13 protein-coding genes are annotated in these 14,521 nt (G+C 42.2%); 7 read left to right on the forward strand and 6 right to left on the reverse strand.

The genetic code is table 11. The features are described 5' to 3' along the window. Window positions 1-82: 82 nt before the first annotated feature. On the reverse strand, window positions 83-2,128 hold the full coding sequence (locus tag R7D93_RS20565) for a response regulator (protein ID WP_213867674.1): 2,046 nt from the start codon (window positions 2,126-2,128) through the stop codon (window positions 83-85). 363 nt (window positions 2,129-2,491) lie between these two features. Between R7D93_RS20565 and R7D93_RS20570 the strand changes: the two genes are divergently transcribed. Continuing rightward, on the forward strand, window positions 2,492-3,109 hold the full coding sequence (locus R7D93_RS20570) for an HAD family hydrolase (protein ID WP_005388227.1): 618 nt from the start codon (window positions 2,492-2,494) through the stop codon (window positions 3,107-3,109). Window positions 3,110-3,198: 89 nt separating this feature from the next. On the opposite strand, the gene R7D93_RS20575 is transcribed toward R7D93_RS20570, so the two are convergent. Then, window positions 3,199-3,747 carry a GNAT family N-acetyltransferase gene (locus R7D93_RS20575; RefSeq protein ID WP_005376525.1) on the reverse strand — a complete coding sequence of 183 codons (549 nt, stop codon included), beginning with the start codon at window positions 3,745-3,747 and terminating at the stop codon, window positions 3,199-3,201. A gap of 273 nt (window positions 3,748-4,020) precedes the next feature. Here R7D93_RS20575 and R7D93_RS20580 point away from each other — a divergent pair, with 273 nt between their 5' ends. Both R7D93_RS20580 and dcuC read left to right on the forward strand, forming a co-directional pair. Continuing rightward, entirely contained in the window at window positions 4,021-5,145 is a 1,125-nt protein-coding gene (locus R7D93_RS20580; protein ID WP_017821552.1) for an acyl-CoA desaturase, read from the forward strand. Window positions 5,146-5,504: 359 nt separating this feature from the next. Beyond that, window positions 5,505-6,872: an anaerobic C4-dicarboxylate transporter DcuC gene (dcuC, locus tag R7D93_RS20585; protein WP_005376528.1), complete on the forward strand. Its 1,368-nt coding sequence runs from the start codon at window positions 5,505-5,507 to the stop codon at window positions 6,870-6,872. Between the two features lie 103 nt (window positions 6,873-6,975). On the opposite strand, the gene R7D93_RS20590 is transcribed toward dcuC, so the two are convergent. Then, window positions 6,976-7,332, reverse strand: a complete 357-nt coding sequence (locus tag R7D93_RS20590) for a hypothetical protein (protein WP_005376535.1) — start codon at window positions 7,330-7,332, stop codon at window positions 6,976-6,978. A gap of 576 nt (window positions 7,333-7,908) precedes the next feature. On the opposite strand from R7D93_RS20590, the gene R7D93_RS20595 reads away from it, so the two are divergent. From R7D93_RS20595 to R7D93_RS20610, 4 genes are all read left to right on the forward strand, one after another. Next, window positions 7,909-9,141: an OFA family MFS transporter gene (locus R7D93_RS20595; protein ID WP_005388232.1), complete on the forward strand. Its 1,233-nt coding sequence runs from the start codon at window positions 7,909-7,911 to the stop codon at window positions 9,139-9,141. A 67-nt stretch (window positions 9,142-9,208) separates the two neighbouring features. Further along, window positions 9,209-10,822 (forward strand): VRR-NUC domain-containing protein, encoded by a 1,614-nt coding sequence (locus tag R7D93_RS20600; RefSeq protein WP_137282687.1) that lies wholly within the window; start codon window positions 9,209-9,211, stop codon window positions 10,820-10,822. Between the two features lie 163 nt (window positions 10,823-10,985). Continuing rightward, entirely contained in the window at window positions 10,986-11,633 is a 648-nt protein-coding gene (locus tag R7D93_RS20605) for an AcfA family outer membrane beta-barrel protein (protein ID WP_172563767.1), read from the forward strand. 15 nt (window positions 11,634-11,648) lie between these two features. Then, window positions 11,649-11,984, forward strand: a complete 336-nt coding sequence (locus R7D93_RS20610; protein WP_086047454.1) for a YgiW/YdeI family stress tolerance OB fold protein — start codon at window positions 11,649-11,651, stop codon at window positions 11,982-11,984. A gap of 81 nt (window positions 11,985-12,065) precedes the next feature. Here the strand turns inward: R7D93_RS20610 and yegS are convergent, their stop codons facing one another. The 3 genes from yegS to R7D93_RS20625 form a co-directional block, all read right to left on the reverse strand. Further along, window positions 12,066-12,968, reverse strand: a complete 903-nt coding sequence (gene yegS / locus R7D93_RS20615; protein WP_137282688.1) for a lipid kinase YegS — start codon at window positions 12,966-12,968, stop codon at window positions 12,066-12,068. A gap of 8 nt (window positions 12,969-12,976) precedes the next feature. Then, window positions 12,977-13,882: a LysR family transcriptional regulator gene (locus R7D93_RS20620; protein WP_137282689.1), complete on the reverse strand. Its 906-nt coding sequence runs from the start codon at window positions 13,880-13,882 to the stop codon at window positions 12,977-12,979. A gap of 171 nt (window positions 13,883-14,053) precedes the next feature. Continuing rightward, the gene (locus tag R7D93_RS20625) at window positions 14,054-14,479 is read right to left on the reverse strand and encodes a bifunctional diaminohydroxyphosphoribosylaminopyrimidine deaminase/5-amino-6-(5-phosphoribosylamino)uracil reductase RibD (RefSeq protein WP_130546260.1); all 426 of its coding nucleotides are present in this window, start codon (window positions 14,477-14,479) and stop codon (window positions 14,054-14,056) included. Between the last annotated feature and the right edge of the window lie 42 nt (window positions 14,480-14,521).

The raw sequence follows: 14,521 nt of genomic DNA on the forward strand, positions 1-14,521 counted from the left end.
AAGAGCTCAACAGTTTTGCTGAGCTCTTTATTCGTGTTATTCGTTGTGAGCAACTCGCCTCAAGAAAACAAGTCGCGAATGATTAGATCCAGTTTGCGATTTTATCGAACAAGCGATTTTTATCCGCCGGTTTTACGATGAAGTCAGACATACCCGAAGACCCAATTTTGTCCAACGTGACAGGTGAACTATCCCCTGTATGTGCAATAATAGGTACCGACGCATAGTTTTTATCCGAGCTTCGAATTCGCCTAGACGCTTCTACACCATCCATAATTGGCATTTCGATATCCATCAGAATGAGATCAACATCTTCTTGCTCTAGTGTATCCAGAGCCTGCTGCCCGTCTTCTTTCTGAATCACTTCAAAGCCTTGCTTTTCAAGTAACATTGCCGTGAATTTACGCAAAGATTCATTATCATCCACGACCATAATTGTGCGCTTATTTGAATTATCTAACGTCACCGAGGCCGTTGGTGTCGATACATAGCTTGAATCATATAAGAGACGCTCAATAGTTGGTTTAGTATTCAATAACCAGGCTTGCGTTTCGATCCAAATAGGTTCATATGCAGCCTTACGTGCTCTCTGAGTCGGATGATGCTCAAAAAGATAAACGATGCGTGCTTCAGTGAAAGACAAGAGAGATTCTAATCTATCCAATTGGTTTGCTCTTGGATCTAAGCTCTCAAGATCGATAAAAATCAGATCGAATTCGAACTCGTACTCTTTCTTTTTGAGTACTTGGTTGGCATCTAAAATCGTCGAGTCAAAGCCCATAAAACGGCTGATATCTGTTACTTTAGACACCAAGATATCTTGGCTAGTCACCGTTAGAATGGTTTTGAGTTTAGTCAGATCGTTTTTGATTTCATTAACGGTATCAGATGTCGTTAGTGGGAAAGTTAATGTAAATTGAGACCACTCCCCTAACTGAGATTGACACTCAATGTTCCCCCCAAATGAACGCATGACTTTTTTACAAAACGGTAGACCCAAACCATAACTTCCTGATTTGCCAGTGGTGTAAAAGTCTTGAAAGATATTGCGTAGAACATCAGGAGCAATGCCAGCACCATTATCGGTTACAACAATTTGATTAAAGCGTTCTGAACTTATCATGGATACATGTATGTGAAAATCTTCAGATTTACGGTGATGGAAGGCATTCTTGAAAAGATTATACATAACGTATTTAAGCAGCGTATCACTACCTAGAAACTCAAACTCACTTCTCGCATCCAACGATATGGCAAATCGATCAGTGGCACGTTTATAACTGAAGCTTTCAATTGCCTGTTCAACGACCGAGTGAGCTGAATATTTTTTGAAGCTAGAACGAGAAACTCGATTTTCATCAATCGAAGTCAGCAATAAATCGATGGTTTCATTACCCGATTGGATAATGTTCATTGCATCCTGACTCACTTCACGTAATAAGGTGACATCTTCTACACTCATGACGTACTGCTCTTTTCCTGCCTCTTTCATGTTGGGCAAGATCGACTGGATAACATCTATTGAAGTGCAAAGCCCACTCAACGGGTTACGCATTTCATGTGCAATCCCTGCCCCGAATGATTTTGCCAGCGAGACTTTCGCTTCATGTTCAACTTGGTTACGAAAATAGAACAAATTACCGAAGACATAAATAAACAGAAAGATTGGCACATGAGTCCAATCCATGGTCAAGTCAAGATGGAACCCTTTTGCAACCCAAGCGAAGAATGTTGCTAAACCTATCCCAGCAAAGGTTTGAGCAAACATGACCCTAGTAACATGAACCAGTAAAATGTGTAAGAAAATTGCAGACATAAACGACATAACCCATACATTGGACCAGTCATTCATCAGTAACATATAAAAAAAGAAAAACGGTAAGCACAGCGTTATCGTCACTTGGTAGTAAATAGGAACATAATCTCTCCAAGTCGATGATAAGCGGTTTCTAAAAATGATGCCGAAAAACAATAACGAGCAAAACAATCTAAGAGGTAAATTTTCATAAGCCTGTGGAAAGGCAAACTCCCAGACAAAGTAGTACAGCGGAAAGCCAAGAAACCCCATCCAGCCAACGAGAGTTAGGTTTGGTTCTGCATATTGATAAACCTTACGTATCGAGTCCATATAATCTGTTTTGCTTACTCCGCCTGACGCACAACAATGTGATTTTGATTCACTTTTATCATTTTATTATTAACTAATTATATATTAATCATCATTTATAAGCAGCGCGAAATGACGTAAACAGCTCGCAATACTTATCTTTAGTTTCAATCTTTTAAGACAGCTGCACTTGATTTACAACCAAATAAACAAAGTTGCATATAGTTTAGTGTAATTTTGCGATAATCGCTCTGTATCCAATTGGATGTTAATCTCATTTTGTTCTAGAAACTTAAGTCGCGCCTTTGGCACGGCTTTCCAACGATTTAAAAACAGCACTCACCGCATATAGCGCGGTGACAAACAATTGGCTTGGGGTGTGTCATGAATTCTTTCCAGATAAAAAATGTCATTTTTGATGTAGGTAATGTATTGGTACGCTGGTCTCCAGTAGAAATCGTTCGCTTAACATTTGGTGGTTCCGTAGAGTCAGAGAAAATGGCTCAGATGCTATTTTCATCACAAATCTGGAAAGATTTAAATAAAGGGACGATCTCCGAAAGGGAAGCAAAACAGCGTTATCAACGTGAACACCAAGTAACGACGGAAGAAATGGACCGCTTCTTTTATTATGTAAAACACACTCAAATATTACTTTACGGCAGTATAGAGCTGTTAAAACGAGTAAAAAGAGCCGGATATGGCGTATATGCGCTCACAGACAACATCAACGAAATTGTGGAACATCTTCGTACTACCTATGAGTTTTGGCCACTGTTTGATGGAGCAATCATCTCTTCTGAAGTTCAATTACTAAAACCACAAGCGGAGATCTACCAAACTCTACTTTCAAAGTATCAGCTTAACCCCGAAGAGACAGTATTTCTTGATGACATGCCTTACAATGTTGAAGGTGCCCGAGCAGTTGGCATGGCTGCTATTCAGTTTGAAAATGCTCAGCAATGTGAGCTCGAACTAAAAGCCATGGGGGTTAACTTCTAGAAAGCTTTTAATAAAACATAACGTTAGGGTGCGTAAACAAAAAAGAGCAGTGTTGAGACTGCTCTTATCTAATGTTTTAGAACGCTAGGTTAGGAGTAAATCACGTTTTCCTCAATCCCACTAACTAATGACTGGGCGTTCTTCCAACGGAATACTTTTTCTAACACCTCTTTGCCATCAGGTGCGCGCCAAGTTCGCTCTTGATCCTCTTGTCCACCAATGTGGCGATAGAATTCAATCGCAGAAATGTTTTGCGACACAACTTCTAAATAAAGACCTGTGTCTTTAAAGTACTGCTGTTGCCATTCTGCGACAGCAAGTAATAGCTGCTTACCAATCCCACGACCACGGTAACTGTCATCAACATGCAATGCGTCAATAAAGGTTCCACGCTCGAAATCATGGTTGCCGAACACACAAACAAAGCCAAGTAGCAAACCTCCCTCCTCCGCCAAGACAATGTGCTGATTGAATGGTGGGTTGGTCAAACGGGTTTGCCAAATCAGTAGTTTGTCGTCAATCGCTTCTTTCTCAAGATAGTTATCACTAAGAATGCCACGGTAATGACGCTTCCAGCTATCCGCATGAAGATGCGCAATGCGCTCGTAGTCCTTATATTCCGCTAATCGTAAATCCATTACGTATTCCTATTTTCTTACATTTTTGCTTCTGTTTATAGAGTCTCGGTATATTCCACCTTTATAACACTTGTTTCTTGGCAGATTTTATACACCTTAAGCCAGAGCTCACTTTTTAATACTACTCATTATTCAATTAAAAGCAAAATATCCCATCAAGTTCCTTAATCTACACCCAAAGGAATAGTCACATTTGTCTAACTTTAATTTGACTTACATGTGTACGCTGATATTCTGGCGAACAGTTGTTAGCTCAAAGTTAGGGATACATCTGTGACTCAAAACAAACCACCTGTTATCTGGTTGAATACATTAATATTTTCTGCCAGTTTTGTTCTGACTTTTATTGTAATGCCTTGGTATGCATATCATTTTGGACTAGGTTGGGAACATCTAATTTGGGGAGTGATTGCATTTAGTTTTACTAACCTTTCTATTACAGCAGGCTATCATCGTCTCTGGAGCCACAAAACGTACGAAGCTCATCCTATTTTGCGCGCCATTTTTGCGATTGGAGGAGCATTTTCTTTGCAAAATAGTGCATTACATTGGTCTTCTGATCATCGTGTGCATCACAAACATGTCGACAATAACGATAAAGATCCGTACTCAGCCAAGCGGGGTTTTTGGTATTCTCACATTGGGTGGATGTTACGTGATTACAATAAATCAAAGGAAAACGAATATACAAACTGCCGTGACCTAAAGCGCGACAAAATCGTCATGTGGCAGCATAAGTATTATGTTCCACTTGCCCTACTGACTAATATTGGTTTCCCAGTCATGCTCGGACTGATCTACGGTGATATCTGGGGGATGTTATTGGTCGTTGGTGCGGCTCGACTCTTTATGAGTCACCATACGACTTTTTTCATTAACTCCCTCGCACATATTTGGGGTAAGCAAACTTTCACAGACAAAAACACTGCTCGCGATAATGGTGTACTCGCCTTTTTCACATTTGGAGAGGGTTACCATAATTTCCATCATATTTTCGAGAATGACTATCGCAATGGCGTGTATTGGTGGCATTACGACCCAACGAAGTGGTTGATAAAGTCATGTTCTTGGCTAGGACTCACATCTAAGTTGCGCACAACGCCTACATTTAGAATTGAAAAAGCCCGTGCGAGTCAACTTTTGAAGAAAGCAAGAGAAAAGCTAGAATCGAAACCGAATACGCAAACGATCCTCGATCAACTACAGCACGAGTTTGATACTCTAGTTCATCACATGCAGGAATACTACGAGATGCGCAAAGAAGTACTCGGTGCCAAAACTGCCAGTGTGGTAAAAAAATACGAATGTTCTGTAACGAAAATGAAGTACCAGCAAATTAAAGCAGAGTTCGAACGGCAGCAACGTAGTTGGAACCTTATGGTTCGTCGATACGCATAGTTTATCCTCATTCTTACGATTACTTAGCTTCGCTTCCGCGAAGCTTTTTTGTTGTGAAGAGTGTTTTCCAATAATTGCTTATTGAGTAAAGTCTTTTTCCTATTGTGAATCAATTCACTCATTATTCATTCACTTTCCTAGTCATATTTTCCTTCCTATAAATAGCTTCAAACCAGCATATAACACTTAGAAAACCAAATTCCAACAATACAATCTAACGAAATTATTTATTAAATTATTATTTGTCTCAGATCATGCAAGCCCCATATTTGTCTCGTGCCACAGCTAAGAATTCTGTAAATTCCTTGTCATAAACTGAAACAGTTTCTTTCTTTTTTACATAACATTCGGAGATCCCTATGTTAGAGCTCTTAATTGGCTTAGTGGTTACCATTGCGGTGGGTTACTTTATTGTCAAAGGCTATAAAGCTGCGGGCGTGTTACTGACAGCTGGTATTGCTTTACTTCTTATGACTGGCGTTTTGGGGCACGACGTGCTGCCGTCAAAAATCACCTCAACTGGTAACATGGTGACAGATGCGCTTGAATACGTGAAATACATGCTTCAATACCGCGGTGGCGGTCTTGGTATGCAAATCATGCTGCTTTGTGGTTTTGCGTCATACATGACTCATATCGGCGCGAACAACGTGGTAGTGAAACAGTTCTCTAAACCGCTTTCTGTCATCAAGTCTCCTTACGTCCTTTTGGTAGCGGCTTACATTGTGGCGTGTTTAATGTCTCTTGCGGTAAGTTCTGCAACAGGCCTTGGCGTACTATTAATGGCGACACTATTCCCTATGATGGTCGCGATGGGCATTTCTCGTCCAGCAGCCGTTGCAGTGTGTGCCTCTCCAGCGGCAATCATCCTTTCTCCTACTTCTGGTGATGTTGTTATCGCAGCAGAAAAGTCTGGTTTAGAGCTTGATGTGTTTGCGGTACAAACTGTGTTGCCTGTTTCTATTTGCGCAATCATCGTCATGGCAGCGGCAGCGTTCTTCTGGAACAAATACTTAGATAAGAAAGAAAATACGCCAATGGAAAAAATTGATGTATCAGAGATCAAAGCTGACGCACCAGCGTTTTATGCAGCTCTTCCATTTCTACCTATCATCGGCGTTTTCCTATTCAACGGTCGTACCATTCCAGGACTTAGTCTAGACATCTACACTATTGTGGTTGGTTCGATTTTCCTTGGAGCTCTGATCCATTATGTTGTAAATAAGTTCGATGGTAAGAAATCACTAGAAGATTTAGATTCTTGTTACGCAGGCATGGCTGACGCGTTCAAAGGCGTTGTGATGCTTTTGGTTGCCGCAGGGGTTTTTGCACAAGGTCTGATGTCTATCGGTGCTATCGATAACCTACTTCATCTAGCAGATAATGCTGGTGCAGGCGGCGTTGCTTTAATGCTTATTCTAACTGCATTAACAGTTGCAGCAGCAATTGCAACGGGTTCGGGTAACGCGCCTTTCTATGCGTTCGTGGAGTTAGCACCATCTTTAGCTGCTAAAATGGGATTAAACCCTGCGTTCCTAATTATCCCGATGCTTCAAGCATCAAACCTAGGCCGTACTATCTCACCAGTATCTGGCGTAATCGTTGCGACATCAGGTATGGCAAACATCAGCCCGTTTGAGGTTGTAAAACGCACATCCGTTCCAGTTCTAGCAGGCCTTATCACGGTGATTATTGGTACTATGGTGCTTGTTCCAATGAGTGCCTAACGGTATTGCCACGATCAAACTAAAAGCAATATCCGAACAAAATTACGTTTAATTAAAAACGCCAGCAAATGTGCTGGCGTTTTTTTTATTCTAATGTGTTGATTTACGCTGACTTAAATCGGTCAGGAATCTTAGTGATGCTCTCTCTGTAGCTAAACCATAAGTAGGTAACGGCAAGCGAAAAGAATAAATATGAAAGTGCGAATACGATTGGAGACGTGATTAATTCCGCGGACATTCCCCACATCACACCGACTACGGTTATCGTCAACTTAGAAAGCATGCCGCAAATGAGTAGGAATAAAGCAAGCTGTGGAAAGCGCGAGCTGCGAAATGCGAAGAAATAACAGCTACCTACCGCTAAAGAAGCAATAGATAAGCCCAACATAAATGAATGGATGTGGTCTGCTGATGCGATACCAGCGGATACCGAAGCCATGAGTAATAGGAACAGTTTCATAAGTCACCTCACAACAAATCTAAAAAGCATCCCTTCATAAATGAAAACTCATTTTTCACTATATTCTGCGCCTAAAATCAGCAATTACAAGTTACTTTTTTGCTCACTTAATGAACATAAAAGCTAATCAGCTTCAATTATTACAAAAGGTTAACAATTAAAAATTAAGAAACCCTTTGCATCTGATACTTACGACAGTTAGATGATAAATTCGCCATTTTTGTTACAGATGGTTAACATAGAAACATTTTGAAATTTTTTATTTGAAATGTGAACTGTGCACTCAACAGCGTAAAACCTCTCTGTCTTGACTCATCATTCGTTATTAGCGAACAAAAAATATCACTTTTTTACAACGTTCTTACTACATACAAAACCATGAATTCACATCCACTTTTAATGTTGCAAATTATTTTATCAGTAACCGTAAAAAGAGATTCCAATCACATATTTATTGGTTATAATCCGCGCTCATTGCGTTAAACGTTGAAAAACGCAAACTAATTTTGAGAAAAAACATCTTTAAACCAACCTTCTTTGCGGCATTGCCAATAAGAGGAAAAACTGAGAATAAAAATGAGCAAGATTGATAAAGCTATGCGCATCCTGTTAGCAGGGTTCTGTATCAACCTTTGTCTTGGCATCCTGTATGCTTGGAGTGTATTCAACAAGGCACTGGTAACTGAATCAGGCTGGAGTGCTGCAGAAGCTTCTGCACCTTACGCAACTGCAACCATCACTTTCTCTATCTGTCTTCTTATTGCAGGTATTCTTCAAGACCGCATGGGCCCTCGAATGATCCTTATCCTAGGTACTGTTCTTACAGGTCTGGGCATGATCGCGTCTGGCTTTGTGAACTCTCCACTAATGCTGAACATTACCTTCGGTGTGATCACAGGTGCAGGTATCGGTTTTGGTTACGCATGCCTATCACCTTCTGCGATGAAGTGGTTCCACGCTTCGAAGAAAGGTATGGTTAACGGCATTATTGCGGCAGGTTTTGGTCTAGCGGCTATTTACCTTGCGCCAGTAACTTCTGCGCTAATAGACAGCATGGGCATTCAAACTAGCTTTATGGTTCTTGGTGTTGGTATCCTAGCGATTGCGGTTCCTCTTGCAGCAACCATCAACAACCCACCAGCAGACTACACACCTGCGGAGCCTAAAGTAAAAGAAGGCCAAGCACCTAAAGCGGTGAAAAAGTCAGATGACTTAACTTGGAAAGCAATGTTGAAAACGCCACAGTTCTACTCTCTATGGATCATGTACGCGTTTGCAGCTTCTGTTGGTCTAATGATCATCGGTAACATCACGACAATCGCAAGCGTTCAAGCAAACTTGCCAAACGCGGTTTACCTAGCGTCTATTCTTGCTGTATTTAACTCTGGCGGTCGTGTTGCCGCGGGTATGCTTGCAGATAAAATCGGCGGTGTTCGTACGCTTCTACTTGCGTTCGTTCTACAAGGCGTAAACATGGTGCTGTTCGCGACGTTCGACTCTGAGTTTACACTGATCATCGGTACAGCAATCGCAGCGGTAGGTTACGGTACACTTCTAGCGGTATTCCCTACTCTAACGGCTGAGTTCTACGGTCTGAAAAACTACGGCACTAACTACGGCGTGCTTTACACAGCATGGGGGATCGGTGGTGCAATCGGCGCAGCGGTTGTTGGTTTCTCGATGACAAATGGCGACGGCTACACCTTGGCTTACACAATTTCTTCAGCAATGATGGCAGTATGTATCGTACTTGCGTTCATCACTAAGCCATTGTCTGAAGCGAAAGTAGCACAGCTAAAAAACGCATAATTGCGAATTGATTTGATAGCAAAAAGGCTTAACCTATGGGTTAAGCCTTTTTTGTTATCGGTCGTTTATGGAAAGCCCTATCGAACTTGCACCAGACTACTATCTAGAGAACTTCTTTAAGCTGACTCATCACGCAGTAACTTGGTACAGCGATTTACTGACCAAGGAAGAACACGCATGGCTTTGCTCGTTTGATTCTTTGAGCAAACACGCCCAGTGCCTTTTGGTACGTTTATACAGCCGAAAGGGATGTTGGTTTCGAAGTGATAAGCTGAGTTATCCAGAAATACCTTCTATCAATGAAGCACTGGCAGAATTGAGTCAACATGAGTTTGTAGCCCTTTCCCCACCCCTTTCTCATCAAGGGTTAGCGGCTAATTTACTGACCAAGCCAGAAATCTCCACGCTTTATCCCGAACTGCCGAAATCACTCAAGAAAGACGCCCTTGTCGAACGTTTGAGTAATGCGGAATTTGATCGTACAGAGAAGCTTGAGTTTACGATCGTCAAACTCAATTCAGCTCATATGATCGACGTGTTGCTCACTCTGTTTTTTGCCAACACCCATCAAGACTTAAGTCAGTTTGTGCTTGATGACTTAGGTTTGCATCAGTTCGAGCAATATCAATTGAGTAAAGTGCGCCGTTTCTTTGATTCACGTGAGCAAATAGACCGTTTAATTGAACTGAGCCAGTTGGCCAACCTGTACTGGCAATTTGACCGAAAAGACAAAGCCAATCTCGACTTATTAATTGAGGCAATGCCTCAGCCCGTTAAACACCGTTACGTAGATCGTAAACGCGAGCACATGTTGAATGACATAGCACGTGATTACGAACGGCTTAATGATCTAGAGACCGCCCTATCTCTATTTGGGCAAACTCAACTCACACCGAGCCGAGAACGACGCGCACGTATCTATGACAAATTAAACCATGATGATTTATTTGGTGACATTGTCACAGGTATGCTTCACTCACCGATCGATGTGTCTGAGCTCGAAGTTGCACAAAAACTTGAGCAACGGTTAAAACGAAAACAAGGCGAGAAAGTGCCAAGAGTGACGAAGCCAACCTGTACGGAATACCGCCTTGAACTGGATTTATCTCAACAGAGAGTCGAACTCGCCAGCAAAGCGTATTTTGAGTCCTTAGGCTGGACAGTATTTTACACCGAAAATGCACTGCTTAATGCATTACTTGGTCTCACTTTTTGGGATGCGATTTTCGCTCCCATCGAAGGCGCATTCATCAATGCCTATCAACATCGTCCTCTGGATTTGTACCATTCTGATTTTGTTACCAAACGCCAAGCTTTGATAGATGCGACGTTTGACGAATTGGAAACGGGCAATACTCATACGTTGTTAACTAGGTACGATGAGAAGTTTGGTATCAGCAATCCATTTGTGCATTGGAGCTTAATAAGTAAAGAGCTACTCGAAATGGCACTCGATACAATCCCAACTAACATGTTGATGGCGCTATTTAAAATACAATTGAGTGACCTAAAGCTTTACCGCAATGGGATGCCTGATCTGATTGCTTTTAAAGGAAACGAGTTCGAATGGATTGAAGTAAAAGGGCCAGGCGATAAACTCCAAGACAACCAATGGCGTTGGATTAAAGAGTTTACTCGCCTTAATGTGCCATTTGCGGTGTGTTACGTCGCCGCAAGTTAACTCTCTTTATATAAAGAGCTTGGCGCATATTCATTAAAACAATTTCTTTTTTACCGCACCTTGCTCTTTTTCTGAAATATTTTTGTTTCTTCACGATCACTTCACGCTTCATCACACACAATGCGCTTCTACTCATTAAGTTGATTTGAAGAGGCAAAATAAAATGAACAAAACACTTCTTGCGTTACTTGTTACCTGCTCAGTTTCGGTATCTGCGGCTCCTTATGTAGGTCTGGAATATGGACTAGGCACCACTGACCATGATTTGGAACCTCACTTTTCAACTGACAACGTAACACTCAACCCTGAGCTTGAAGACGGTATTTTCTCAGGCTTTGTCGGTTACGCATTTAATGACAACTGGGCATTGGAACTGGGTTACAGCCAGTTTGACCTTGATGATAGTCGTTCAAAAAACCTAGGTATCAAGTCAATCGATGGCAAAGATTACCATCATGAAATGGATTGGGATGCGTCAATCAAAGCCAAGCAAGTGTCGTTGGCTCCTGTGTTTAACTATGCATTAAATGATAAATGGACAACAAAATTCAAAGCGGGTCTAACGTACACGGAATACAACGCCAAGGTTTCTAAACATCAAGAATACGAACTTGTCACGAACGACGATGTGGAAATGACCAACACGCTTTTCCATAGCTCGGAGAAAAGCAACGAGTTAGGCGCAATGTTCTCTGTGGGCGCGGAATACCAAGTGTTGCCAAAGCTCACCATTGGCGCAAACGCTAAATACCAACTAGACAGCTACGCAAACACTGCATCCTTTAACGTAGGCACAACTTATTACTTCTAATATAAGGAGATGATAATGAAAAGAGTATTTTTAACATCCATGCTTGCCCTACTTTCAAGCTCGGCTTTCGCCGCGTTTAATGGTCCAGAAGTCAGTGCAATCAATACGGTGAAAGAGGCGCGCAACGCAACCGACGACAGCGCTGTAGTGCTAACCGGGCATATTGTTCAATCATTTGGTAACGAGACTTACTTGTTCAAAGACAACACTGGTGAGATCGAAGTAGAGATCGATAACGAAGATTGGATGGGTCAAGAAGTGACACCAAAAGATACCGTAATGATTCGAGGAGAGGTTGACGCAGATTGGACAACTACGCAGATAGACGTTGAGACAATTCAAAAACGTTAAGAAGCTGACTGATACCTCAACACAAATAACACAGCCACATTTTAGTGGCTGTGTTACGCAATAATCATGGAAAACGCTCGTTTAGCTAGTCAAGCAAGGGCAATCTTGCGGTACGACTAACCGTATACTCTTAGGCTGAACATCAAATCTAATGGTTCTCGAATGAAAAGGTTCTCCATCTAAATTAAGAGGCAATGGATTCGGGAAGTCTATCTCTAACCAGCTTGCTCTTGTGTACTTCACAAACTCTCCTTTCTCACTCGGGTTATTGATCTCGTCGATTACTTTAGGCAGCTCATGAGGTAAAAATGGGCGCACCAATGTTAGATCCATCAGCCCATCATTAATCACCGCTTTTGGAGCTAACTCTTGCCCACCTCCAGCAAGGCGCCCATTACAAAACGCACCGAGCAACATTTCTCCCTGATACGCACCACCTTCAATCGTTATTGTTCCGTCATATGGTTTAAAGCCAAGTGCTTTTACAACACCAGTTAGCGTGTAAGCTCCGCCGCCAAGAAAGTTTTTGAGTTCAACAGGCGTTTCTGCTGTAACTTCTGCGCCAAACCCTGCTGTTGCCACGTTAATAAAGCAGCGATCGTTCGCTTTGACGCAATCGACCAAAGCGGACTGCCCCTCAACAGCAAGAGATAAAGACGCCTTAATGGAATTAGGTACTTGAATAGCGGTAGCAAAGTCATTGGCGGTACCAAGGGGAATAATGGCTAACTCAGGGCGTTTTTCTTTGTCAATTTGAATAATCGCAGAAGCCGCCTCATTGACGGTCCCATCGCCACCAGCGACAACAATACGTTCAATGCCTTCAGCAACCGCTTCTTTTACTAGCCGTGGCATGTCTTGAGATTCCCACGTCACACGCACCTGTACGTCGATGCCTTTGTCTCTCATTTTCATGATTGCATCTCTTAACTCTGGATTCCCAGCTTTTTTTCCGTTAAGGATGGCACGTATTGTCTTTTTCATTGCACTTCCTATTGGTTGATGACTTTTCCTGCTTGCCTAATCTGTGAACGCAACCACTGATGGGCGCTGTCGTTTGTGCGACTAGGATGCCAGATTGTGCAAAGCTCATACATTTGTTCATCAAATGGCATTGATAAAGATTTAACATGATAGGTGTTATTGAACAAGTTGATCATCGACTCTGGCATTAAACCAATGTATTCACTACCACAAATAATTGGGAGCATTTCTAGTACGCCTGAGGCTCGATACTTAATCTTTCTCTTATCCAAGTCGACAATGTCATCGGCGTTTAACAAGCTCTTACGACTCTGCCACTGCGAAACCACTACGTGTTCTTCTTCAAAAAATTGTTCAGCCGTAATCTCGTCATTCAGGCGTGGATGCGCTTCGCTACATACCACCACCAAACGCTCCGTAAGTACAGTTTCCAGTTTTAGCACCGTTCTTGCTCTTGGTGTGATATCAATGATCAAATCGTATCGTTGTAACCTCAGATCACTTTCAAAATCTTCCGTAAAAAGCGGATGTACTTCTAATGCAACATTTGGCGCCGACACACGGATTTGTTTCATGACTTGAGGTAGCAACTCAAAGCTTGCAACGGACACACAGGCAATAGAAAACACTCTATTCGACACTTTAGGGTCAAACTCACTAGAGGCCGATAATGTCGAAGTGAAATTTTGTACTGAAGCTAGAAGAGCAGGATAAATATCCATCGCGAACGAGGTAGGCTCGACACCTTTAACGCAACGATGAAACAATGGATCATCGTAGATATCACGTAGCCTTGCTAGCGCTTTACTCACCGCAGGCTGGGTGATGTTTAAACGCGCCGCCGCCCGAGACAAGTTACGCTCTTCATAGATGGCAGTGAAAATGGGAATAAGATTAAGGTCGGTCGGTTTCATGCTATTAAATTTTCGAAAGTCATTTCTCTATCTTATCTCTAACAACATGATTTTTCGCGTAACAACGTATGAAAAATGAGCGGGATGGCTTATTTTAATGAGTTTTAACTCAATTTTGACGCATTTCATTCACCACATAGACTGGCATCACTGTGCAACATAAAGCTTGGATTAGGCTTTGCCTAAGTAAGGGGTAAGAAACTCGCAGACTTCCTCTCCACATAAACCCGTTTCTACCTCTATACCTGCTTGTTTTAGAATCTCGATACCTCGGCCACTGTTGCGCGGGTCGGGGTCCAATATGGCTACGACGACTTTGCTTATGCCGGATTTGACTAATGTCACCGCGCAAGCTGGCGTGCGACCAACAAACGAACACGGTTCCAGCGTAACGTATGCGGTCACCGATTCTAACGAGCCTTGATACGCATTCAGCGCTTCCACTTCCGCGTGATTGCCACCAATCGCTTGAGTATGCCCTTCAGAAACGATTTGATTGTCTTTCACTAACACGCAACCAACCGGCGGGTTGGGTTGACATTCAGGAAGCGCATTTTTGGACACTTCCAATGCGCGGCGCATAAACTCTTGGCTCATTTGAACTCTATTCTCTAATAAAAACGAGGCGCTATATTAGCG

The sequence above is a fragment of the Vibrio sp. YT-15 genome, from assembly GCF_033337445.1.
Lineage (GTDB): Bacteria > Pseudomonadota > Gammaproteobacteria > Enterobacterales > Vibrionaceae > Vibrio > Vibrio alginolyticus.

Coding starts and splice junctions, on each gene's coding strand:
- R7D93_RS20565 (WP_213867674.1), bottom strand. CDS start 2,128: ATGGACTCGATACGTAAGGTTTATCAATATGCAGAACCAAACCTAACT.
- R7D93_RS20570 (WP_005388227.1), top strand. CDS start 2,492: ATGAATTCTTTCCAGATAAAAAATGTCATTTTTGATGTAGGTAATGTA.
- R7D93_RS20575 (WP_005376525.1), bottom strand. CDS start 3,747: ATGGATTTACGATTAGCGGAATATAAGGACTACGAGCGCATTGCGCAT.
- dcuC (WP_005376528.1), top strand. CDS start 5,505: ATGTTAGAGCTCTTAATTGGCTTAGTGGTTACCATTGCGGTGGGTTAC.
- R7D93_RS20590 (WP_005376535.1), bottom strand. CDS start 7,332: ATGAAACTGTTCCTATTACTCATGGCTTCGGTATCCGCTGGTATCGCA.
- R7D93_RS20595 (WP_005388232.1), top strand. CDS start 7,909: ATGAGCAAGATTGATAAAGCTATGCGCATCCTGTTAGCAGGGTTCTGT.
- R7D93_RS20600 (WP_137282687.1), top strand. CDS start 9,209: ATGGAAAGCCCTATCGAACTTGCACCAGACTACTATCTAGAGAACTTC.
- R7D93_RS20605 (WP_172563767.1), top strand. CDS start 10,986: ATGAACAAAACACTTCTTGCGTTACTTGTTACCTGCTCAGTTTCGGTA.
- R7D93_RS20610 (WP_086047454.1), top strand. CDS start 11,649: ATGAAAAGAGTATTTTTAACATCCATGCTTGCCCTACTTTCAAGCTCG.
- yegS (WP_137282688.1), bottom strand. CDS start 12,968: ATGAAAAAGACAATACGTGCCATCCTTAACGGAAAAAAAGCTGGGAAT.
- R7D93_RS20620 (WP_137282689.1), bottom strand. CDS start 13,882: ATGAAACCGACCGACCTTAATCTTATTCCCATTTTCACTGCCATCTAT.
- R7D93_RS20625 (WP_130546260.1), bottom strand. CDS start 14,479: ATGAGCCAAGAGTTTATGCGCCGCGCATTGGAAGTGTCCAAAAATGCG.